The organism is Brevundimonas abyssalis TAR-001 (assembly GCF_000466985.1).
Classification (GTDB): Bacteria; Pseudomonadota; Alphaproteobacteria; order Caulobacterales; family Caulobacteraceae; genus Brevundimonas; species Brevundimonas abyssalis.
The window spans coordinates 19,223-40,242 of the sequence record NZ_BATC01000020.1; the positions used below are offsets into that span (position 1 = coordinate 19,223).

Here is a 21,020-nt window from a genome sequence, read left to right on the forward strand (position 1 = left end):
TTCCTGAGTCCTTGGGTGTCGGTCGGCGAGGTCAGATAACCCCAAGCTCCCTGCCCGCCGTGGTGAAGGCTTCGACCGCCTGGTCAATATGCTCGAAGGTGTGGGCGGCTGACATCTGGGTGCGGATGCGGGCCGCGCCGCGCGGCACGACCGGGAACGAGAACCCGATCACATAGACGCCCAGCTCCAGCATGCGCGCGGCGAAATCCTGGGCAAGTTTGGCGTCGCCCAGCATCACCGGGATGATGGGGTGCTCGCCGGGCAGCAGGTCGAAGCCGGCCTCGGTCATGGCGCCCCGGAACCGCGCGGCGTTGGCGGTCAGTTGCTTGCGCAGGGCGTCGCCTTCCTCGCCCTGGGCGATGCGGATGGCCTCGAGGCTGGAGCCGCACACGGCGGGCGCCAGGGCGTTGGAGAACAGATAGGGCCGCGCGCGCTGCTTCAGCAGTTGAACCACCTCGGTGGTGGCGCAGATGAACCCGCCCATGGCCCCGCCCAGCGCCTTGCCGAAGGTGCCGGTGACGAAGTCCACCTTGACCCCGTGATGGGCGTAGGAGCCCCTGCCCTTCTCGCCCAGGAACCCCGTGGCGTGGCAGTCGTCCACCATGATCAGGGCGTCGTACCTGTCGGCCAGCACGCGGATGTCCTGCAGCCGGGCGATGTAGCCGTCCATGGAGAAGGCGCCGTCGGTGGCGATGATGATGTCGCGGGCGCCGGCGCCGCGGGCCTCCTTCAGCTTCGCCTCCAGCTCATCCATGTCGGAGTTGGCGAAGCGGTAGCGTTTCGCTTTGCACAGGCGCACGCCGTCAATGATCGAGGCGTGGTTCAGGCTGTCGGAAACAATGGCGTCCTCCTCCCCGAACAGCGGCTCGAACAGCCCCCCGTTGGCGTCGAAGGCGGCGGCGAACAGGATGGCGTCCTCAAAGCCCAGATAGCCCGCGATGGCGGCTTCCAGCTCCTTGTGGATCTCCAGCGTGCCGCAGATGAAGCGCACCGAGGCCGTGCCAGAGCCCCAGCGTTCGGTGGCCGCGATGCCGGCCCGGGCCACCCGCTCATCGCCGCCCAGACCCAGATAGTTGTTGGCGCAGAAGTTCAGGACCTCACGGCCCGCCACCGTGATGACCGGGCCCTGACGGGAGGCGATCACCCGCTCGGGCTTGGTCAGGCCCTGCTGGTCGATGGAGTCCAGTTCAGCGCGGACACGGGTATGGAATTGCGCGGGCATGGTGTCTCCGGGGTCGGGGATTCAGCTATGGGCGCGAGTTACGCCGAATCCGCGCCCAAGGCCACCCGTCCTCAGTCCGGTCGCGAGCCGTCCCGGACCGGACGCAGCGGGCTGACCCGGACCTGACGGCCGCAGGGCTGGATCTCCAGATCCAGCGGAATATCCGCCGTATCGCCCGGCGCCCGCGCGATCACCTCGGCGACCGACGGGCAGCGGGTCTCGCCAAGGTTTTCATGGGGTACGGCGCTGTAGGACAGATCGAAATACGCCTTGCCGTTGGGTTCCAGCTCCACCGCTTCCGGCGTCTGCCCGGCGCGGAAATAGTTGCCCGACTGCTGGACGGTGCGGACCTGATCCAGATCGTCCCCGTCCGCGTCGCGCAGCACCAGGCCGGGATAGCCCCGGACCGAACAGGCCGTCGATCCGGCGTTGGTCAGGGACATCACCACCTGACGGTTGCCCGCCCCCGCATCGCCGCCCTCACGCGCCAGGCGCAGGGCCGGGCCGCGGCACGGCGGGGCCATGTCCGGGTCCGCCGCCTCCAGTCCCTCGGCTTCGCCGGCGCGCGCGGCGGCAGCACCGTATTGGCCGGACGCGAGCAGCGCTCCAGCACCGTGGAGCCCACGTCCTCATTGGGCCCCAGGCGGCTCAGGGTCGCGGTCTCCTGATCGCCCCGCGCGGCGGTCCACCATTCCAGGTCGGGACCCGCATAGCGCGCGCCGCTGGCCGAGCGGGCGATGTTCAGGGTGTAGGTCTGGCCTTCGTAAGTGACCTCGGCGCTGGCGGAATCCACATAGCGCACGCTCAGCGAGCGGCCGCTCTCGCAGGCGTAGCTGACTTCCGGCGCGGGCGGCGCTTCGGGCTGCTCGGCGACGGGAACGTCATCCACCGCCTCGACCGGCGCCTCCTCCCGCGAACAGGCGGCCGCGCTCAGGGCCAGGCAGGACACGGCGAGGATGGACAGGGTGGTGCGGGTGGTCATGGACGTCTCCGGTTTGCGCCGAAGATTAACGCTGTTCGCCCGCAAAGGCTCCGCTTGCCGGTTCAGGCCGCGGCGACGGCCCGGCGCCCATCCTGTCGCCGGTCCAGAAAGGCATGGGCTTCCTCGGGCGTCGAGAACACGTGGTGGGTCCGGTTGGTGAAGCAGAAATCCATGGTGCGCGCCCAGTCAACAAAGCCCGCATCGAAGCTGATGAAGCAGGTGTGCGAGGCCCGGCGCCCCGCCCCGCAGGCCCGGAAGGTCTCCGCCGTCCGCACCACGTCGTCATGGGATCCGTCGCCGTACGATTCCCGCAGATCGATGATGAAGTCATGGTCCGCCCGTTCGGGCTTCTCGAGAACCAGGCCGAGCAGGGCGCCGTTCAGATCACGCGCCATGACGTTGAAAGTACACGTCAGGACGACGCGGCGACAGGCGTCATCAATCTCGATCCCGGGCTTCATGGCGCGGCCTCCACCCGGCGGACCAGCGACGACAGTCCGTCAAGCATCGCCTTGGCCTCAGGGCCATCGTCGAAGCCCGTGGTGAGGATCAGGCGCAAGGACCGGACGTGGACATCGACCGACGACCAGTCGCGGCGCCCGGCGGCGCCCAGCTTCTCGGTCAGCTCACACAGGCTGTAGACGGCGCGGTAGAAGGGTCCCGTCTCGAAGAATCCGGCCGTCCCGGCGAGGTTGGCGGCGAGAGGATAGATTGAGGCGAAGCCCCCCTCGGACCGTTCGCGACACAGGGCCTCCAGACGCTCAACCCCCAGATGGAGGCCCTCCACGGCCGAGGCCCGCTGATCGTCCAGGGCGGCGTCGGCGGCGGCCACGGCCTCGCCGACCTTTTTCCCGCCGGGCAGGCGGATCTGATCAGCGAGGGTCGGTCTGACCTTGAACATACGGGCGTTGTCTGATGCGGCGGTCACAGGGCAACCCTTTGCGGCTTCAGGAGCATGTCGATGTCCGACTGGTCCATGTTCGGCTCAAGGGCGACGCCCACATGGGCGGACAGATCGCCCGCCCGGCGGCCGGCCATGCCCAGGGGGGGGCCGTAATTGCGCACCCGCCGGTCCGGCCCGACATAGGTCTCGCACTCCACCCATTCGCGCTGGTCCTTGGTCAGCCACAGGATTCGCTGCAGCAGGACCATGGGCGTCAGGGGCTTGGTCACGATGAAGCTGGCCCCGCAGTCCCGGCTCTTGGCCACGAAGCCTTCCGAGGCGTGGCCGGTCAGGATGATGACAGGGGTGTAGGCGCTGGTCTTGGGTCCCTCCCGGCGCATCCACCGCACGAAGTCGCAGCTTTCGGCCGCCGACGCGCACTCCACCAGCACCATGTCCACCGAGCGCCGCTTGATGACGCCGCGCGCGTCGTCGGGCGAGGCGGATTTGATCTGCTCCTTCAGGCCGAAGCCCTGAACAATGGAGCTGAGGATATCGAGACCTTGCGGATTGTCGTTGATCAGCAGCGCGGAGGTGCGCTCCAGGTTGATCCGCGTTTCTGGGGAGATGGCGCGGGACATGATCAGTCGAACAGCATCAGGTCGCCCGAAGGCGGCGGATGTGAGATCGCGGGAGCGGCTTCCCCGTTCAGGCTGGCGCGCATGCGCTCCACCAGCCCGCCCAGCGGGGCGGCGACCACGGCGTTCCGGGGGCAGTCGCCCTCGGCGACGCGCGCGGTCATGGCGGCCAGGGCGTCCAGATGCTGCACCAGCATGTCCAGACCCTGGGCGCGGACCATGGCCTCGTGCTGACCCGCCGACGGCGCCGCCGACAGCAGCGGCGCGAGGCCTTCGGCCATCGCGCGGCCGTGCGCCAGTTCGTCGGACAGGGCGGCCAGGAAGCGGGCGTCGATACTCATCAGAACAGCTCCAGCTCGCCAGAGTCGGCGACCACCGGCGGCGGAACGCGACGCTCCACGGGACGGTCGCTGACGGACTTCTGAAGGGCCCGGCCGGTGGCGGGCCAGAACTGGACCCGCCGGGCGCCGTGCCCGCGCAGGCTGGAGGCGATGATCGGAATGCCTTCGTCGGCCAGGAATTTCTCGGCGAAATTCGCATTGGCCACGCCCACGTCGGCCAGGCCGTCGAACATGCGCCCGCCGCCGAACAGCTTGGCCTCAAGGCGGTCGCGGCGCCCTCCCGCGGTGAGAACGCCGTTGATCAGCACTTCCATGGCGTAGGCGCCGTAGCGGCGGCCCTCATCGGCGCCGTCCGTGCGGCCCGACGGCAGCAGGAAATGGTTCATGCCGCCGATCCGCGCGACCGGATCCCGCAGGCACATGGCCACGCACGACCCCAGGATGGTGGTCAGCATCACCTGCGGGTCGCCGGTGATCAGATGCTCGCCCTGGCCCACATGCAGGCGCACCGAGGCCGGGGGGGCCGTGAGAATCTCCGCATTCATCATGTCAGCGGACCGAACACGCCCTCGATCTTCTCCTTCAGCTGGCCGGCGGTGAAGGGCTTCACGAGGTAGTTGTTGACGCCGAACTGCACGGCGCGCTGCACCAGCTCCTTGTCGGCCCGGCCGGTCAGCATGATGAAGGCGGACTTGCTGGTGGGCGGATGGGCGCGGATGGCGCGCAAAAGGCCCAGACCGTCCAGGTTCGGCATGTTGAAGTCCGAGATCACCAGATGCGCCGGCTGGGCGATCATGGCGCGCAGGGCCTCCTCGCCGTCATTGGCCTCGCGCAGATTGACGACGCCGATCTGCTGCAGGCTGGCGCGGATCAGGCTGCGCATGGTCAGCTGGTCGTCCACGATCAGGGTCTGGATGGCGGAAGCGGCGGGCATGTCACTGAACCTCTGCAGGCTGGGAGGCGGCCGGGGAGGCGGCGGAAACAAGATCAAGAATGGCGGGGCCGATGCGGCCGAGGGGCAATTGGCGCTCCACGGCGCCCAGCTCGTAGGCGGCACGGGGCATGCCGTAGACGACGCTGGAAGACTCGTCCTGGCCCAGGGTTCGGGCGCCGGACTGACGCATGGCGAGCAGCCCCTGCGCCCCGTCACGACCCATGCCGGTCAGGAGGACGCCCACCGCTTGCTGGTCCAGTCGGGCGACGGATTCGAACAGCACATCGACCGAAGGCCGGTGGCCGCTGACCGTGTCTGCGGCCCTGAGCCGGCATCGCGGCGAGGACCCGCGCGAAACCTCCAGATGCGCCAGGCCGCCGGGGGCCAGGAAGATGCGGCCGGGAAGCAGGACATCGCCGTCCTCGGCTTCCTTGACCGACGGCGCACACAGCTTGTCGAGCCGCGCCGCGAAGCTCTTGGTGAAGGTCGCCGGCATATGCTGGGTGATGACGGTGGGCGGGCAGTTCGCAGGGAAGGCCGACAACACCGTGATCAGGGCCTCAACCCCCCCGGTGGAGGCGCCCAGCGCCACCACATGATCCGGCCGGGCGCGCCAGGCGGCGTCCACGGACGGGCCCCGGGTTTCGCTCACCGTGCGCACGCGGGCGCCGGCGGCGGCCTTCACGCGCTGGGGCAGGTCCGCGAAGGCCTCCATGGCGGTCACGCCGCCCGACGGTTTGCCCACAGCATCCACGGCGCCCAGCTCCAGCGCCGCCAGGGTCACGTCGGCGCCCGCCTGGGTCAGGGTAGAGACCATCACCACCGGCATGGGCCGCAGGCGCATGATCTTCTCGAGGAATTCCAGCCCGTTCATGTTGGGCATCTCGACGTCCAGGGTGATGACGTCGGGGTTCAGTCGCTTGATGGCCTCGCGCGCCTCCAGCGGATCGCCCGCCGTTCCCAGCACCTCGATCTCCGGATCGCGCTTGAGGGCGGCCGAGATCAGACCGCGCATGGTCGGGGAGTCGTCCACCACCAGAACCGTCACGGTCATGGCGCGGCCTCATAGGTGGTCAGGCCGCTGGTGCGCAGCCGCGCCGTGGCGGGACCTGAAACGCGCTCGGAGTGGCCGATGTAGAGCGTTCCGCCGGGATTCATCAGGGGCAGGAAGCGGCTCCAGACCGTCTCCTGGGTCTGGTCGTCGAAATAGATCACCACATTCCGGCAGAAGATCACGTCGAACTTGCCCTTCATGGGCCAGTCGCCGATCAGGTTCAGCTCGTTGAAGGTGATCATCCGGCGCAGCTCGGGCGCCGCAGCATACAGCATGCGGTCGCCGCCGCTTTCGCGCTTGAACCAGCGATGACGCAGGGTGTCGGGCACCGGCTCCAGCGTTTCGGCGGAATAGAGCCCTTGGCGGCCCTCGGCCACCATGTTCGGGTCGATGTCGGTGGCCAGGATCCGTACGTCCAGGTCGGCCGCCTCGGGCAGGACCGACAGCACCGTCAGGGCCATGGAATAGGGTTCCTGCCCGTTCGAGCAGGCGGCGGACCACAACCGCACCCGTCCGCCCTGACGCGCCCGCTCGGCCAGGGCCGGCATGACCTTGTCGCGCAGGTGATCGAAGTGGTGGGGTTCGCGGTAGAAGCGCGTGACGTTGGTGGTCAGGGCCGCGAACATCGCCTGACGCTCGTCCAGACCGTCCGCGCCGTCGATCAGGGTGCAGTAATCGCGGAAACTGCGCAGGCCCAGGGCGCGCAGCCGCTTGGCCAGGCGCGAATAGACCAGGGCCGCCTTGGCCTCGGTCAGGGCGATGCCGGCATGGGAATGCAGCACCTGGGCGATATGGCGGAAATCCTCGGCGGTGAAGGCGAACTCGCCCTGCACCAGCGATGTCTCCTTCGCCGGGCGCACCCTGTCGGCGGTCTGGGTCATGCCGCTTCTGCCTCCGGTTCGGTCGGCAGGATGCGGTCCAGGGCGATCAGGCTGATCATGCGGCCGTCGATGGCGAAGATGCCCTTCACGAACGCCTTGACCTCGTCCGCCGCCACGTCGGGCGTGGGCTGGACCTGGTCGTCGGTCAGCTGAAGGATGTCGGACACCGCGTCGACCAGCAGGCCGATGGTGCGATCGCGGATGTGCACCACCATGATGACATGGCGGGCGTTGGGCTCGGTGACACCCAGGCCGAACCGGCCCGACAGGTCGATGATCGGCAGCACGGCGCCGCGCAGGTTGATGACGCCCTTCATGTAGCCGGGCGTGCGCGGCAGCGGCGTGGCCGGGGTCCAGCCGCGGATCTCCCGGACCGCCATGATGTCCACGCAGAATTCCTGTTCGCCGATGCGGAAGGCGATCAGTTCACGTCGGGCGCCGGTCTGGATGTTGGCTTCGGTCATGGATCAGCTCGCGAGCTTGAGGTCGGGTTTGCGCACCGAACGGCGCGTGTTCGAGACGAGGGCGTCGATGTCGAGAATCAGGGCCACGCGGCCGTCACCGAGAATGGTGGCGGCAGCCACGCCGTCGATGGCCTGATAGTTGGTCTCAAGGCTCTTGATGACCACCTGGCGCTGGCCCTGGATGGCGTCCACCAGCAGGGCGGCCTTGGCGCCGCCCTCGGCCTCGACGATCAGCGCCACGCCGGTCGAGGCCGGTTCCGGCCCGATGCCGAAGCCCAGGGTCGCGGCCACGTCGACCAGGGGAACGAACTCGTCGCGGAACCGGATCACGGGCGTATGGCCGCCGACCAGATGGATGTCCTCGGCCCGGGGGGTCAGGCTCTCGACAATGGCGGCCAGCGGGGCGACCAGGGTCTGTTCGGCGCTGGACACCACCATCCCGTCCAGAACCGCCAGGGTCAGCGGCAGACTCATGGTGAAGGTGGAGCCTTCGCCGGGCTTGCTGGTGATCGAGATGCGTCCGCCCAGCGACTGGATGGAGCGCTTGACCACGTCCATGCCCACCCCCCGGCCCGAGACGTCGGAAATGGTCTCAGCGGTCGAAAAACCGGGCATGAAGATCAGGTTGTCGATCTGTTCGTCGCTCAATTGGGTGTCCGGTTCGACCAGGCCCTTTTCGACGGCGATGCCCAGAACCCGTTCGCGGTTGATGCCCGCGCCGTCGTCGGAGATCTCGATGACGATGCGGCCCGAGCGGTGCAGGGCGGCCAGGCGCACCTGGCCCTCGGCGGACTTTCCGGCGGCCACCCGCTTGTCGGGCTTCTCAAGCCCGTGGTCGATGGCGTTGCGCAGCATGTGGGTGATGGGTTCAGCCAGGCGCTCGACGACGGTCTTGTCCACCTCGGTGGCCTCGCCCTCGGTCACCAGGCGCACCTGTTTGCCGGTCATCTGGGCGACTTCGCGCACCAGACGCGGCATGCGCTGGAACACCGACTTCACCGGCTGGGCGCGGATGGCCATGACGCTGTCCTGGATCTCGCGGGTCAGCAGCTCCAGGTCTTCCAGCCCCTGCCCCACGCCCGTGGCGCGGATCATGGCGGTCTCGCTCACCCGCTGGGCCAGCACGGCCTGCTGGATCACCAGCTCGCCCACCAGATTGATCAGACGGTCGACCCGGTCCAGGTCGACGCGGATGGTCACGGGCGCCTGGGCGACGGGGGCGTTCGCCGCCGTCTCGGGCGCGGCCGGCGGCGCCTTGGCCTCCGCCGCAGGCGCAGCGATCACGGGGGCCGGTTCCGGCGCCGGCGCGGCCGGCTCGGCGGGCGCTTGCACCTGCGCCTGGGCGGCGGCCAACAGGGCGGTGATGTCCAGATCGGGTGCAGGCGCAGCCACGGGTGCGGCGACGAACTCGACCGGCGGGGCCTCCGCTTCGTCGCGCAGGATGGCCAGGTCGCAGTCGCCGTCGACAAATTCGAAGACTTCGCGGATCGCCGCCTCGTCCACCGCGCCCGGCAGGCGGATGGTCCAGCTGAGGCAGCCCTCTTCCGGCTCCAGGACGTCCAGCATCGGCACGCCGCTGGCGTCGATCTCGACCGTCGCCTCGCCCAGCCGCGACAGTTCGCGCAGCAACAGGCCGGCGTCATTGGCCTTGGCGTAAAGTGCGGCGTTGGGCTGGAACACGATGCGCCAATCACCACCGCCGGACGTCGCGGGCGCCGCAGCGGGCGCCAGATCCATCGGGTCGAACTGAACGGGCTTGAAGCCGAATTCGTCTTCGTCCGCTTCGGGTGCGGCGGCGGACGCGGCGGGCGCGGCGTCGCCGTGGGTCAAGGCCTCCAGCTCGGCCACCAGGCCGGCCGAACGGGCCTCATCCACCGGCGCGCCCGCGCCGCGGGCGGCGGCCACATGGTCGTTCAGCACGTCAGAGGCGCGCAGAAGGGTCTTGATGGTCGCGTCGTCGCAGGGTTTGCGGCCCGCGCGCAGCTCATCCATCAGGGTCTCGAAGACATGGGCGAAGCGCACCAGCGCTTCCATGCCGAAGGCCCCGGCGCCGCCCTTGACCGAGTGCACCGCGCGGAACACGGCGTTGATGGTCTCGTCGTCGCCCTCGCCGTTCTCCAGCGCCAGCAGCCCGGCTTCCAGGTCGGCGAGCAGCTCCTCGCATTCCTGGAAGAAGGTCGCCTTGATGGCCTCGAAGGGATCTTCGGTCATGTGGCGCTCCCGCTCAGGCCGCGACCCGGCGAACCGCGTCCACCAGCTTGACGGGATCGAACGGCTTGACGATCCAGCCGGTCGCCCCCGCATCACGGGCGCGCTGCTTCTTGGCGGCGTCGCTTTCGGTGGTCAGCACCAGGACGGGCGTGCCCCGATAGTCGGGATCAGCGCGCATGCCCTCGATGAAGCCGAAGCCGTCCATGCGCGGCATGTTGATGTCGGTGATGACCACGTCGGCGCCATGCGCCTTCAGGGTCTCCAGCCCATGCACGCCGTCCTCGGCCTGAATGACGTGATAGCCAGCGTCCTTCAGGGCCATCATCAGCATGTCCCGCATTGTGCGCGAGTCATCGACGGTCAATACGGTCTTCATCCTGTCGCCCCAACGAGATCAGTGTTCAGGTCCGCGCAGCCATAGGCCGCAAGTTGTTCGGTCAGAGCGTCGGAGAGAGGCGCCAGCGTCAGCGCCTTTCCGTCCATGGCCCAGGTCTTCTTCGCGCTGATCAGCACCTGCAGACACAGGCCGCCGATCCGCTCCACTTCGCCGCCGTCCAGGACGATGTCCGACCCGCGCAGGGCCAGCAGATCTTCCCGGAGCGTCCCGGCGGCGCGGATATCCAGCACCGCCGGCAGGCGCACGGCCGTCATCAGAACTCCTCCCAGCCGTCTTCGGCGGCCACAGTCTCGAGCTTGCGGGCCGCGCCGCCGGCGCCCATGGCCTTCAGGGCCGTGACGGTGCGTTGGACGGCGGAGGGCTTGGCCGCGGGCTTGGCTGCGGGCTTGGGCGCGTGCGCGGGAGCCGAGGCGGTGCGGTCCTTCTCGCCGATCTCGAAGCGCGAGACCGACTCGTTCAGCTGATCCGCTTCCTGAGCCAGCGAGTGGCTGGCCGCGGTGGACTGCTCGACCATGGCGGCGTTCTGCTGGGTCACCTGGTCCATCTGGTTGACGGCGGTGTTGACCTGCTGAAGGCCGGTGGCCTGCTCCTGGGCCGAGGCGGAGATCTCGGAGATCAGGCCGTCGATCTCGGCGACGCGCTCCACGATCCGGTTCAGGGCCTCGCCGGTCTGGCCGACCAGGCTGACGCCGGCGCCGACCTGGGTTCCAGAGGACGAGATCAGGGTCTTGATCTCCTTGGCCGCGTCGGCCGAGCGCTGGGCCAGGGCCCGCACTTCGGACGCCACCACCGCGAATCCGCGGCCCGCATCACCCGCCCGCGCCGCCTCGACCCCGGCGTTCAGGGCCAGCAGGTTGGTCTGGAAGGCGATTTCGTCGATCACGCCGATGATCTGGCTGATCTGGGTGGAGGACTGTTCGATGGCGCTCATGGCGCCCACGGCGTCGCGGACGATCTCGCCGCTCTTCTCGGCGTCGCCGCGCGCGGCCAACACCACGTCGGAGCACTGCTTGGCGCCCGAGGCGGTCTTGCGGACCGTGGCCGTGATCTGGTCCAGGGCGGCGGCGGTCTCTTCCAGGCTGGCGGCTTGCTGCTCGGTGCGGCGCGACAGGTCGTCGGCGGCCTGGCTGATCTCGCCGGCGCCCGAGCGGATGGCGGCCACATTGGTGACCACCGTGCTCATGGCGTCCTTCAGCTGGCCCATGGCCGCGTTGAAGTCGCTCTGCAGCTTCAGATAGTCCTCCGGGAAGGTCTGGGTCAGGCGATAGGTCAGGTTGCCCTTGCTCAGCTGCTCCAGGCCCTCGGCCAGGGCTTCGACCACGGCGGCCTGCTGGCGGGCGGCCTCGGCCCGCTCGGCCTCGGCGCGGGCGCGCTCGCTCTCGGTCATGCGACGCTGGTCGGCGGCCTCGCCTTCCAGACGGTCATTGGCGATGGCGGCGTCCTTGAAGGCCAGGACGGCGGCGGACATGTCGCCGATCTCATCCTTGCGGCCGGCGCCCGGCACCTCGATGGTCTTGTCTCCGCCGGCCAGCTTGCGCATGACGGTGGTCATGTTCACCACCGGCTTGGCGATGGTGCGGGTCATCAGTAACCCGAGGCCCGCCGCGATCACGGCGGCCAGCGAGATGCCTCCGATCAACACGGTGTTGGCCATGTTGCCGGCTTGAGTCTGGTGGTTACGGGCGCCCGTCAGAATGGCTTCTTCGGCTTCAATGAGGGCGTCCATGCCGTCTTCGGCGGGGGTGATGTATGTATCGGCCACGCCTTCACGGCCCACCATGGCGATCGCCTGGGCCCGAGTCGCCGGGTCCGCCGCCAACTCACGGCCGACCTCGACCACATTCACGTACCAGGCATCCGCGGCGGCCTCGACCTGGTCCACCAGCTCGAGCACTTCAGGATGGCCGGCGCCCTCCGTTCGAAGCTGGCCGAGCTTTTCCTTGAAAACTGCCCGGTGCGAGTCCAGGCGTTCAATGTAGTAGGGATCGCCCGACACCAGATAACCGCGATAGGCGTTTTCCTGACGCGCCACGTAAAATTGCGCTTCCTGGGTGGTTCGGATGCTCTGACTGGCGGTGCTGTATTCCTGGCGCGCGTTCTCAATATCCAGGACATTCAGAAAAACAGCCGTGCCCGTGGCCGCGATGACGACCACCACTGCTGCAAAGGCCATGGCCAGCTTTTGACCGATCTTTAGATTGTTCAGGTTCACGGGAACTGCCTTTCAGAGGGGTCTTGAAGCGGGGGCGCCGCCAGAGAAGCTCGGGTTTCAGAAGGAAGCGGTCAGGGCGGCCACCAGACGGCCGTCGTAGCGGTCGCCGCGGAAGTGCGCGTCGGTGTCGTACCAGCGCACATCCAGGGCCAGGTTTTCGGTGAGTCCGTGGTTCACGCCCAGGTTCCAGGCGTTGTAGTCCGCGCCGTTCTCGGCCGCGCGATTGGCGAAGGCGGCGCTGACACGGGTGGCGTCGGCCACACTCACCGAGCCGTTCAGCTCGATCCACCAGGCCTCTTCCGTGGCGGAAAAACCGTCGGGCGTGTAGTTGACGCGCAGACGGGTGTTCACCGGGCCAAGGCGCCGGGAGATGTCCGTCTGGAATTCAAAATAGTTGCTGTCGATGCCCGACCGCGTGCCGGGGAGATCGCGGTTCACCACCGAGAAGTTCAGCCCGTTGCCCGCCCAGCGGGTTTTGTAGCCGATCGACGAGACGATCTCGGCAGTCGATCCCTGGGGCAGGTCGGCGCTGGAGACCCAGACCTTGGCGTAGAAAGCGCCGTGGGTGCCTGGACGCCGGCGAAGATGCTGGGGTCACCGTCGCTTTTGCCCAGGCCTTTCCCGACATATTCCGTCGCGACGCCGATTTCAGCTGACCAGTCGATGGCGGGCGAAGCCGCCTGAGCTTGAGCTTCGGTGGAAGAAAAACCCAAAGCAACGACCGAAGAAACAGCCGCAATACAGGCGGCTCCGGAATACATATTAGTCAATATAAACCTCACTCAGCATTCTACTTGAGAAATATAGGGTTAATTGGAAAATATACGCGTTATACAGATTGCAGATAACGCGATCAGTCCTTACCAAAATCGAAATAGCAGCGCTTTCCGGATCTATCTGTGACCCAAAATGGGTCGTTGCGAATGATTTTCGACACCGGTGTCATGCGTTATGCCTTGGGAACACAGTGTTATCTGCCGTACGGTCCCCCGGATGCGAAATCTGAGTCCTCACCGGACGCCGAAACAGTGACGTCCGCCACAGCCACACCGGGCGGCTATACTTTGCCCCCTGAACTCATCGCGGTTCTTGACGCCTCGCCCGACTTCCAGATCCTGCTGGCGCCGGACCAGACGGTCCTGTTCGCCAACGTTGCCTTCAAGGCCACCACGCCGGACGAGGTGGGCCCCCTGATCGGCCGCCCCTTTGCCGACAGCCTCCTGGGCCGGGACGCCAGGCGGGCGGCCAGCCGCCGCATCATCCTCGACGCCGTCAGGCAGGCGCTGGCGAATAGGGAGGTCATCCGCCCCCCCATCTTTCGGTACGACATCCAGAAGGACAGCCGGCTGCCGGCGCAGGAAGCGTGGTGGCGCCTGTGCGCCTCGCCCTGCGTTCTGGATGGCCGCCCCTGCCTGTTGCTGACGGCGTCAGAGGTGACGGCGGCCATATCCATGGGCCGCACCGGGGACACGGACATCGCGGAGGAGGCGGGGCCGGGCGGCGCGCTGGTGTGGGCGGAGCGGCGGCGCCTCGGCCAGATGTTCGATCAGGCGGCGGACATGATGGCGCTGGTGGTGGGCCCCGACCACGTGTTCGAAATGATCAACCCCGCCATGAAGCGGCCGCCGGCGACGCGCAGCTGCTCGGCCGCTCCCTGCGCGACGTCGTGCGGTCGGATCAGGGTCGCGAGATCCTGCGGCGCCTGGACGAGATGCGGGACACAGGCCTGCCGTTCACCGCCCTCGCCCGGCCATTCCGTATGACCGCCGAGGCTGACGAGGATCGCTACCTCGATCTGACCCTGCAGCCGCTGATCAACGACGACGGTCAGGTCGAAGCCATATTCTGCCGCGGCCAGGACGTGACCGAGCAGGTGAAGGCCCTGGCCGTGCAGCAGTTCCTCAGGGACGAGTTGGCCCATCGTCTGGGCAACATCCTGGCGGTGGTCGTGGCCCTGGCCGAACAGAGCGCGGCGCGGACGCCCTCACTGGAGCGGTTTCGAACCGTCTTCGGGGCCCGGCTGTCGGCGCTTGCGGCGATCAACGCCCTGCTGAACCGCCATGGCCCGGAGGTTTCGGTGGAGGCCGTTTTTGACGCCGTCGCGCGTCCGCTGTTCGGGCCAGGCCTTGTGAGCGGCGGCGGCCGCACCGCCACGCTCACGCCGAAGGCCGCAATCACCCTTGGATTGATGTTTCACGAAATGCTTCAGTCATCGGGCGCGGCGACAAAACCGGGTTCGACAGGACCGCGAATCCGGGCACACCAGCGTGCCGGGCGCCTCCATCTGATCTGTGTGTCGCCAGACCTGCGTGATTTCTCTAAGGATGGTGATGATTTCGCGCATCGCCTGATTGATCACGCCGTCCGTCATGAGTTCCAGGGCAGTTGGGTCTTCTTCCATCGCAAGAAGGGCGCGGCGGCCTGTTTCGAGTTCCCGCTTACCCATTCCGTCTGGACGCGTTCCGGCGCGGCCGCATGAATTGAGGGATCCCATGCGTGTTCTGGTGGTCGAAGATGAAACCCTGGTGCTGTTCACCCTCGAGGCTGAACTGACCCGGGCCGGATTCGAGGTGGTGATGGCCAGCGATCCGGCCGGCGCCCGCGCGCGCCTGGATGAGGAGGGCGCCGATCTCAGCGGGCTGGTGGTGGACCTCAACCTGTCGGCGGAGGAAACCGGGTTCGACGTGTCGCGTCACGCCAGGACGGTCAACCCGGACGTCACCGTGATCTACATTTCCGGCAATGATCCCAGCCAGTGGGCGGATCAGGGCGTGAAGGACAGCGTCTTCTTCGCCAAACCGGTGCTGTCCGCCGAGGTGGCGAAAGCCCTGCAGTCCCGGATCGGCTAGACCCCGGGCGGGGCGTCGTTTTCGACCAGTTTCTCGACCGTCGCATGGCTGACGGCGGCCAGGCGAATGAACTTGTCGACCACGAACCGGCTGTCGGGAAAGGCGCGGGGCGTGATGGTCAGAAGCTGGCCCGAGCGCTTCACCAGCCCATCCTTGATCAGATCATTGACCTTGCGCCGCACCGTTTCACGCGGGATGCTGGTGGAATCGGCGATCGAACGGATGTTGGTCCACAGGGTCGGCAGGGCGTCCAGGTCACCGGACAGGACCTTCTCGGACGGCAGATCGGCGAAGCCGCGGGCCATGGCGCTGCGAAGCATTATGATTAGCAAAACGAGTTGCCGGTCGAGGTCATTCGCCTGTCGCCGTGAAACAATGAGATAGTCGGTTAACGCTGATAACAAAGCCGGTGCTGCCCGGCAGTAGTCTTCGCGAATGCGCGCTTCAGTCAGTACCGGCATTCCCTACCCTGAACAGTGCCCCGTCAATCAGAAGTGCATATTCCGCATGCATTTGCACCTTTCCAAACCTCATCATTGCGTGAACACATTGCCGCATGGACTGCTTTGACTGCCCCTCCTGAAGGTAACCGGTGGACAAGACAGGGTCTCTGACGGGGGTTGGCGCCCCGCGCCCGGAAGCTCTATGCCAAGGCGGACAATCACGAACGTCCGCCCCCCGAGCGGGCGCCATGGGAGACCGACGCCATGACCCAGCCCCTTTCCGGCGCGCCCGAAGGCTACATGCCCGGCCTCGGCAACCACGTGGCCACCGAGGCCGTGGCCGGCGCCCTGCCCCAGGGCCGCAACTCGCCGCAGAAGACTCCTTTCGGCCTCTACGCCGAACAGCTGACGGGCACGGCCTTCACAGCGCCGCGACACGCCAACCGCCGCTCGTGGCTGTACCGGCTTCGGCCCAGCGCCAACCACGGCGCCTTCACCCCCTATGACGGGGCGAAGCTGTTCCGCACGGGTCCCTTCACCGAACAGCCCCCGACGCCCAACCGCCTGCGCTGGGATCCCCTGCCCCTGCCCGACGCCCCCACCGACTGGGTCGACGGGCTGGTCACCTATGTGGGCAACGGCGACGCGGCGGCCACGGCGGGGATCGGCGTGCACCTGTACGCCGCCAACGCCTCCATGACCGACCGGGTGTTCTACAACGCCGACGGCGAGTTGCTGATCGTGCCCCAGGACGGCGCCCTGGACCTGTTCACCGAGATGGGCCGCATCCACGCCGCTCCCGGCGAGATCGTGGTCATCCCCCGCGGCGTGCGCTTCCGGGTCGATCTGCCGGACGGCTCGGCGCGCGGCTATGTGTGCGAGAACTACGGCGAGCCCTTCCGCCTGCCCGACCTGGGCCCCATCGGCGCCAACGGTCTGGCCAATCCGCGCGACTTCCTCACCCCCGTCGCCTGGTTCGAGGACGTGGACCGCCCCGTGCAGATGATCCAGAAATTCCTCGGCGGCCTGTGGTCCACGCAACTGGATCACTCGCCGCTGGATGTGGTCGCCTGGCACGGCAATCACGCGCCGTACAAATACGACCTGGCCAATTTCAACACCATCAACACGGTCAGCTTCGACCACCCCGACCCGTCCATCTTCACGGTGCTGACCAGCCCGTCGGACACCCCCGGCGTGGCCAACTGCGACTTCGTCATCTTCCCGCCCCGCTGGATGGTGGCCGAAGACACCTTCCGCCCGCCGTGGTTCCACCGCAACGTCATGAGCGAGTTCATGGGCCTGATCCACGGCGCGTATGACGCCAAGGAAGGCGGCGGCTTCGCCCCCGGCGGCGCGTCCCTGCACAACTGCATGAGCGGCCACGGCCCCGACCAGGCCGCCTACGACAAGGCCATCAAGGCGGACCTGAAGCCGCACAAGATCGACAACACCCTCGCCTTCATGTTCGAGAGCCGCTGGGTCTTCCGCCCCACGGCATGGGCCGTCGAAACCCCGGCCATGCAGCTGGACTACGACGACGTCTGGACGGGGTTCGAGAAGGGCAAGGTGGAGTAGGCTGGGCGCTGTAGCGTAGACTGCCAGCGACCCATTGCGGACGCGGATCAAGTCGGTGTTAGGTCAGGGCGAGTCCGCGAGCCGCGCGCTGGCTCGCCTCTGGGAACGCAAACGCCACTAAACAGTCGCAGCGGTCGTCCGATCCGCCGGTCGCGTGGAAGAGCGAGGAGAATAGCATTTGCCCTTCCCGGAGATTGATCCTGTCGCGCTCCAACTGGGTCCCCTCGCCATTCGCTGGTACGGGATCGCTTATGTAGCGGGCTTCATTCTCGGCATGCTGCTCATCCAGCGCCTGATGACAACGTACAAAGACTATCCGTTCAGCTACGACAGCGTCTCAGGCGTATTCACCTACGCCATGGTCGGCGTCTTGCTGGGGGGGCGGATCGGAAGCATCGTATTCTACAATCTCGATTTCTATCTCGAAAATCCGGCCCAGATGCTCCGGGTCTGGGACGGCGGAATGTCGTTTCATGGGGGGCTGATCGGCGTCTTGCTGGCTGTGGTCCTATACTGCAAGTGGAACGGCCTTCCGTTGATGACCGTAGCGGACCTGATCGCGACAGCGGCCCCCATCGGCCTGCTGCTCGGCCGTCTGGCGAACTTCGTGAATGGCGAGTTGTGGGGTCGGGTGACCACCGTGCCTTGGGCGGTGGTGTTTCCATCCCCGGAAGCCGGCCCGCTGCCCCGCCACCCCAGCCAGTTGTACGAAGCCATCGGAGAGGGTCTGTTCCTTCTTATCGTGCTGCTGGCCATCACCGCTAACAGACACCTGCGTCTCTCACGCGGGTTCGCGGCGGGCATCTTCTTGGCAGGCTATGCCGTTATTCGTTTTCTGGTGGAATTCACCCGCGAACCTGACGCCTCCTACATCTGGATTTTCACGCGCGGGCAGGCGCTTTCTGTTCCCATGGTGGTCTTGGGCTTAGTGCTGCTGGTCTTTGCCCTGCGCAATAAGCCGGACAGGGCAGCATGACTGTCCGCTTCCCGCCCATGACAGTTGGGAATTTCCGCTTGCCGGGACGCTGAGAGAGCCCTCCGCCCTAAACCTGCCCGATGGTCTTCAGCCGCGCCTTGGGATGCACCTCGTTCTGGCTCATCACCACGGTCTGGCCGCGGAATCGTTCGATGATGGAGCGCACATACGGGCGGATCATGGGGCCGGTCAGCAACACCGCGGCTTCGCCGCCCATGGCCGCGCGCTCGAATACGTCGCGCACCTGACGGATGAAGTCCTGCAGCCGTGACGGCGCCATGGCCAGCTGCTTGTCCTCGCCCTGCCCCACCAGACTCTCGGCGAAGGCCTGCTCCCACTCGGGGCTCAGGGTGATGATCGGCAAGGCCCCGTCGTCGCCCTTGTGCTGCCAGCACAGCTGACGGGCCAGCCGGGTGCGCACGTGCTCCACCAGCTGGGTGACCGAATTGGTGTGCGGCGCCGCCTCGGCCAGCCCCTCCAGAACGGCCTGCAGATCGCGGATCGACACCCGCTCGCGCAGCAGGGACTGCAGGACCCGCTGCAGGGTGGTGACCGTGACCACCGAGGGGATCAGTTCGTCCACCAGCTTCTTCTCCTCGGTCCCCAGCTCCTTCAGCAGCTTCTGCACCTCGGCGTAGGACAGCAGGTCGGCCATGTTGTCCTTGAGGATTTCGGTCAGGTGCGTGGTCAGCACCGTGGACGGATCGACGATGGTGTAGCCCCGGAAGGTCGCCTCCTCGCGCAGGGAGTCGTCGATCCAGGTGGCGGGCAGGCCGAAGGCGGGCTCGCGGGTGTGCTCGCCCGGCAGCTCCACCTGACGGCCTGACGGGTCCATGGCCATGATCTGGCCCAGACGAACCTCGCCGTTCCCCGCCTCCATCTCCTTGATGCGGATGGCGTAGCCCTGGGTGGCCAGGCGCATGTTGTCGAGGATGCGCACGGCGGGCATGACGAAGCCGAACTCCTGGGCCAGCGACCGGCGCAGGGCCCGGATCTGGTCCGTCAGGCGCCGCCCCTCCAGATCGTTGATCAGGCTCAGCAGCGAATAGCCCAGCTCGATCTTGACCTCGTCGATGGTCAGGGCGGTGGAGATGGGTTCCTCCACATCCTCGGCCGGGCCGTCGGAGACCACCTCGACCGGCTCGGGCCTCAGCCGATTTCGCCCGCGTCGCCAGGCCAGATAGCCTGCCCCTCCCGACAGCACCGCGAACGGCAGCAGCGGCATGCCGGGGATCAGGCCGATGAAGCCCGCCGCCGCCGACACCATGCCCAGCGCCACCGGGTTCATGGCCATCTGGGCCACCAGCGCCTTGTCGGCCGAGCCCTCGACCCCGGCCTTGGACACCAGGAAGCCCGCGGCGATGGACACGATCAGCGCCGGCACCTGGGTCACCAGGCCGTCGCCCACCGCCAGCAGCACATAGCTGGAGGCGGCGTCGCCCGCCGACATGCCGTGCTGCACGATGCCGATGATCAGGCCGCCGATGACGGTGATGAAGGTGATGATCAGACCCGCCACGGCGTCGCCGCGCACGAATTTGGAGGCGCCGTCCATGGCCCCGAAGAAGGTGGACTCCTGCTCCAGCTCCTTGCGGCGCGACCGGGCCGTGTTCTCGTCGATCAGGCCCGACGACAGGTCCGCGTCGATGGCCATCTGCTTGCCCGGCATGGAGTCCAGGGTGAAGCGGGCCGAGACCTCGGCGATGCGGGTCGAGCCCTTGGTGATGACCACGAAATTCACCACCAGCAGGATGGCGAAGATGATCACCCCGATGACGAAGCTGCCGCCCATCATCAGGCGCCGAACGCCTCGATCACCTGACCCGCGCTGGCGGTGCCCTCGTGTCCGTGGCTCAGGATCAGGCGCGTCGAGGCCAGGTTCAGCCCCAGCCGGTACAGGGTCACCACCAGGAGCACGGTGGGGAAGACCGCGAAGTCCAGCGGCTTCTTGATCAGCAGGGCGGTCATCAGCACCAGCACCGAGCCGGTGATGGAGATGGCCAGCAGCAGGTCCAGGATGAAGCTGCTCATCGGGATGATGAGCAGGCAGATGATCAGCACGACGCCCAGCGCCAGCGCCACTTCGCCGCGCATGAACCAGCCGAACATGTCGCGCCCCGAGGGCCGCGCCATGCCGTCCTTCATCATGCCCGCGTCAGCCATGTCCGAACGCCTCCAGCGCCCGGCCCACAGCCTCGGCGATGACGGCCTCGCCCGCCGCGAAGTCGTCGCTGGGCGGGCCTTCGTAATAGGCGGCGACGAAGATGGGCGCGCCCTCGGGCGGCCAGATCACGCCGATGTCGTTGACCGGACCCAGAGAGCTGGTCCCGGTCTTGTGCCCCACGCGCCAGCCGTCGGGGGCGGCGGCCTTGATGCGGTTCGGGCCGGTGGGCGAGTCCGTCAGCCAGCGCTCCAGCAGCGTCTGGTGCGCAGCCGTCAGGCGCGTCTGGCCCGGCGCCAGCAGCCGCGCCATGTTCGCCACGGCCTGCGTCGGCGTGGTGGTGTCCCGTTCATCGCCGACAAGGTTCAACTCTGGCTCCAGACGGTCCACGCGGGTCACCGAATCTCCGATGGAACGGTACCAGTTCCGCCATGAGTCGAGACCGCCCATTTCGCGGATCAGGATGTTGGCCGCCGGATTGTCGCTGAGCTCGACCGTCGACCGGCACAGCGCCTCGATGGTCAGGGCGCCGCCCACCGCCGGACCCGTGACCGGCGCATGGGAGATCATGTCGTCCGACGTGATCGGCAGGGCGCGATCCAGCCGCTCCTCGCCCCGCGCCACGCGCTCCAGCGTCGCGGCGGCCAGGAACAGCTTGAAGGTCGAGCAATAGGTGAAGCGTTCCGTAGCGCGCCAGAGGCTTCGCCGCCTTCATGAGACACGGCGAGGCCGAGCCGCCCGCCCTGCCGGGACCTCAAGGGTCCGCCAGGATCCAGCCTGAACGGGCTCCACCG

At 67.5% G+C, this 21,020-nt stretch carries 23 protein-coding genes and 2 pseudogenes; 5 read left to right on the forward strand and 20 right to left on the reverse strand.

The window, feature by feature from the left end; translation table 11 throughout:
- Positions 1-31: 31 nt before the first annotated feature.
- The 17 genes from MBEBAB_RS07090 to MBEBAB_RS17480 all read right to left on the reverse strand — a co-directional run bounded on the left by MBEBAB_RS07090 (position 32) and on the right by MBEBAB_RS17480 (position 12,741).
- Complete coding sequence (locus MBEBAB_RS07090; protein WP_021697269.1) at positions 32-1,222, reverse strand: glycine C-acetyltransferase; 1,191 nt, start codon at positions 1,220-1,222, stop codon at positions 32-34.
- Positions 1,223-1,293: 71 nt separating this feature from the next.
- Positions 1,294-1,746, reverse strand: coding sequence for a DUF4232 domain-containing protein (locus tag MBEBAB_RS15080; RefSeq protein ID WP_052516761.1), 453 nt, complete (start codon positions 1,744-1,746; stop codon positions 1,294-1,296).
- Complete coding sequence (locus MBEBAB_RS15085) at positions 1,665-2,204, reverse strand: MliC family protein (RefSeq protein WP_021697271.1); 540 nt, start codon at positions 2,202-2,204, stop codon at positions 1,665-1,667. The genes MBEBAB_RS15080 and MBEBAB_RS15085 overlap by 82 nt, the downstream gene beginning before the upstream one ends.
- A 62-nt stretch (positions 2,205-2,266) precedes the next feature.
- A complete protein-coding gene (locus MBEBAB_RS07105) occupies positions 2,267-2,665 on the reverse strand; it encodes a hypothetical protein (RefSeq protein ID WP_021697272.1) in 399 nt (132 codons plus the stop codon).
- Complete coding sequence (locus MBEBAB_RS07110; protein WP_021697273.1) at positions 2,662-3,105, reverse strand: hypothetical protein; 444 nt, start codon at positions 3,103-3,105, stop codon at positions 2,662-2,664. Before MBEBAB_RS07110 ends, MBEBAB_RS07105 begins: the two co-directional genes overlap by 4 nt.
- Positions 3,106-3,128: 23 nt before the next feature.
- Positions 3,129-3,728, reverse strand: coding sequence for a response regulator (locus tag MBEBAB_RS07115; protein ID WP_021697274.1), 600 nt, complete (start codon positions 3,726-3,728; stop codon positions 3,129-3,131).
- A 2-nt stretch (positions 3,729-3,730) separates the two neighbouring features.
- On the reverse strand, positions 3,731-4,066 hold the full coding sequence (locus MBEBAB_RS07120) for a hypothetical protein (RefSeq protein WP_021697275.1): 336 nt from the start codon (positions 4,064-4,066) through the stop codon (positions 3,731-3,733).
- A complete protein-coding gene (locus tag MBEBAB_RS07125; protein ID WP_045319011.1) occupies positions 4,066-4,611 on the reverse strand; it encodes a chemotaxis protein CheD in 546 nt (181 codons plus the stop codon). The genes MBEBAB_RS07120 and MBEBAB_RS07125 overlap by 1 nt, the downstream gene beginning before the upstream one ends.
- Complete coding sequence (locus tag MBEBAB_RS07130) at positions 4,611-5,000, reverse strand: response regulator (RefSeq protein ID WP_021697277.1); 390 nt, start codon at positions 4,998-5,000, stop codon at positions 4,611-4,613. Before MBEBAB_RS07130 ends, MBEBAB_RS07125 begins: the two co-directional genes overlap by 1 nt.
- Before the next feature lies 1 nt (position 5,001).
- Positions 5,002-6,054 carry a protein-glutamate methylesterase/protein-glutamine glutaminase gene (locus tag MBEBAB_RS07135; protein WP_021697278.1) on the reverse strand — a complete coding sequence of 351 codons (1,053 nt, stop codon included), beginning with the start codon at positions 6,052-6,054 and terminating at the stop codon, positions 5,002-5,004.
- Positions 6,051-6,935: a CheR family methyltransferase gene (locus MBEBAB_RS07140; protein WP_021697279.1), complete on the reverse strand. Its 885-nt coding sequence runs from the start codon at positions 6,933-6,935 to the stop codon at positions 6,051-6,053. The genes MBEBAB_RS07135 and MBEBAB_RS07140 overlap by 4 nt, the downstream gene beginning before the upstream one ends.
- A complete protein-coding gene (locus MBEBAB_RS07145) occupies positions 6,932-7,399 on the reverse strand; it encodes a chemotaxis protein CheW (RefSeq protein WP_021697280.1) in 468 nt (155 codons plus the stop codon). The genes MBEBAB_RS07140 and MBEBAB_RS07145 overlap by 4 nt, the downstream gene beginning before the upstream one ends.
- Positions 7,400-7,402: 3 nt before the next feature.
- A complete protein-coding gene (locus MBEBAB_RS07150) occupies positions 7,403-9,610 on the reverse strand; it encodes a chemotaxis protein CheA (protein WP_021697281.1) in 2,208 nt (735 codons plus the stop codon).
- A gap of 13 nt (positions 9,611-9,623) precedes the next feature.
- Positions 9,624-9,986, reverse strand: a complete 363-nt coding sequence (locus MBEBAB_RS07155; protein WP_021697282.1) for a response regulator — start codon at positions 9,984-9,986, stop codon at positions 9,624-9,626.
- Positions 9,983-10,261: an STAS domain-containing protein gene (locus MBEBAB_RS07160; protein WP_021697283.1), complete on the reverse strand. Its 279-nt coding sequence runs from the start codon at positions 10,259-10,261 to the stop codon at positions 9,983-9,985. The genes MBEBAB_RS07155 and MBEBAB_RS07160 overlap by 4 nt, the downstream gene beginning before the upstream one ends.
- Entirely contained in the window at positions 10,261-12,219 is a 1,959-nt protein-coding gene (locus MBEBAB_RS07165; protein ID WP_021697284.1) for a HAMP domain-containing methyl-accepting chemotaxis protein, read from the reverse strand. The genes MBEBAB_RS07160 and MBEBAB_RS07165 overlap by 1 nt, the downstream gene beginning before the upstream one ends.
- Positions 12,220-12,276: 57 nt before the next feature.
- Positions 12,277-12,741, reverse strand: a complete 465-nt coding sequence (locus MBEBAB_RS17480) for a TorF family putative porin (RefSeq protein ID WP_306302005.1) — start codon at positions 12,739-12,741, stop codon at positions 12,277-12,279.
- A 506-nt stretch (positions 12,742-13,247) separates the two neighbouring features.
- On the opposite strand from MBEBAB_RS17480, the gene MBEBAB_RS17485 reads away from it, so the two are divergent.
- From MBEBAB_RS17485 to MBEBAB_RS07185, 3 genes are read left to right on the forward strand one after another with little or no spacing between them, the layout of a single operon-like run.
- Complete coding sequence (locus tag MBEBAB_RS17485) at positions 13,248-13,982, forward strand: PAS domain-containing protein (RefSeq protein WP_021697286.1); 735 nt, start codon at positions 13,248-13,250, stop codon at positions 13,980-13,982.
- The gene (locus MBEBAB_RS16150; protein ID WP_242397116.1) at positions 13,886-14,698 is read left to right on the forward strand and encodes an HWE histidine kinase domain-containing protein; all 813 of its coding nucleotides are present in this window, start codon (positions 13,886-13,888) and stop codon (positions 14,696-14,698) included. Before MBEBAB_RS17485 ends, MBEBAB_RS16150 begins: the two co-directional genes overlap by 97 nt.
- Positions 14,699-14,711: 13 nt before the next feature.
- A complete protein-coding gene (locus MBEBAB_RS07185) occupies positions 14,712-15,068 on the forward strand; it encodes a response regulator (RefSeq protein ID WP_021697288.1) in 357 nt (118 codons plus the stop codon).
- On the opposite strand, the gene MBEBAB_RS07190 is transcribed toward MBEBAB_RS07185, so the two are convergent.
- Positions 15,065-15,373 carry a helix-turn-helix domain-containing protein gene (locus MBEBAB_RS07190; protein ID WP_158332125.1) on the reverse strand — a complete coding sequence of 103 codons (309 nt, stop codon included), beginning with the start codon at positions 15,371-15,373 and terminating at the stop codon, positions 15,065-15,067. The two genes, MBEBAB_RS07185 and MBEBAB_RS07190, sit on opposite strands and share 4 nt — an antisense overlap.
- Positions 15,374-15,775: 402 nt before the next feature.
- Between MBEBAB_RS07190 and hmgA the strand changes: the two genes are divergently transcribed.
- Complete coding sequence (gene hmgA / locus MBEBAB_RS07195; protein WP_021697291.1) at positions 15,776-17,089, forward strand: homogentisate 1,2-dioxygenase; 1,314 nt, start codon at positions 15,776-15,778, stop codon at positions 17,087-17,089.
- Positions 17,090-17,267: 178 nt separating this feature from the next.
- Positions 17,268-18,065: a prolipoprotein diacylglyceryl transferase gene (lgt, locus tag MBEBAB_RS07200; RefSeq protein WP_021697292.1), complete on the forward strand. Its 798-nt coding sequence runs from the start codon at positions 17,268-17,270 to the stop codon at positions 18,063-18,065.
- 67 nt (positions 18,066-18,132) lie between these two features.
- Here lgt and flhA read toward each other — a convergent pair.
- Positions 18,133-20,213, reverse strand: a pseudogene (gene flhA, locus MBEBAB_RS07205) (flagellar biosynthesis protein FlhA).
- 7 nt (positions 20,214-20,220) lie between these two features.
- A pseudogene (bla, locus tag MBEBAB_RS07210) lies at positions 20,221-20,916 on the reverse strand (class A beta-lactamase); the annotation flags it as partial.
- Between the last annotated feature and the right edge of the window lie 104 nt (positions 20,917-21,020).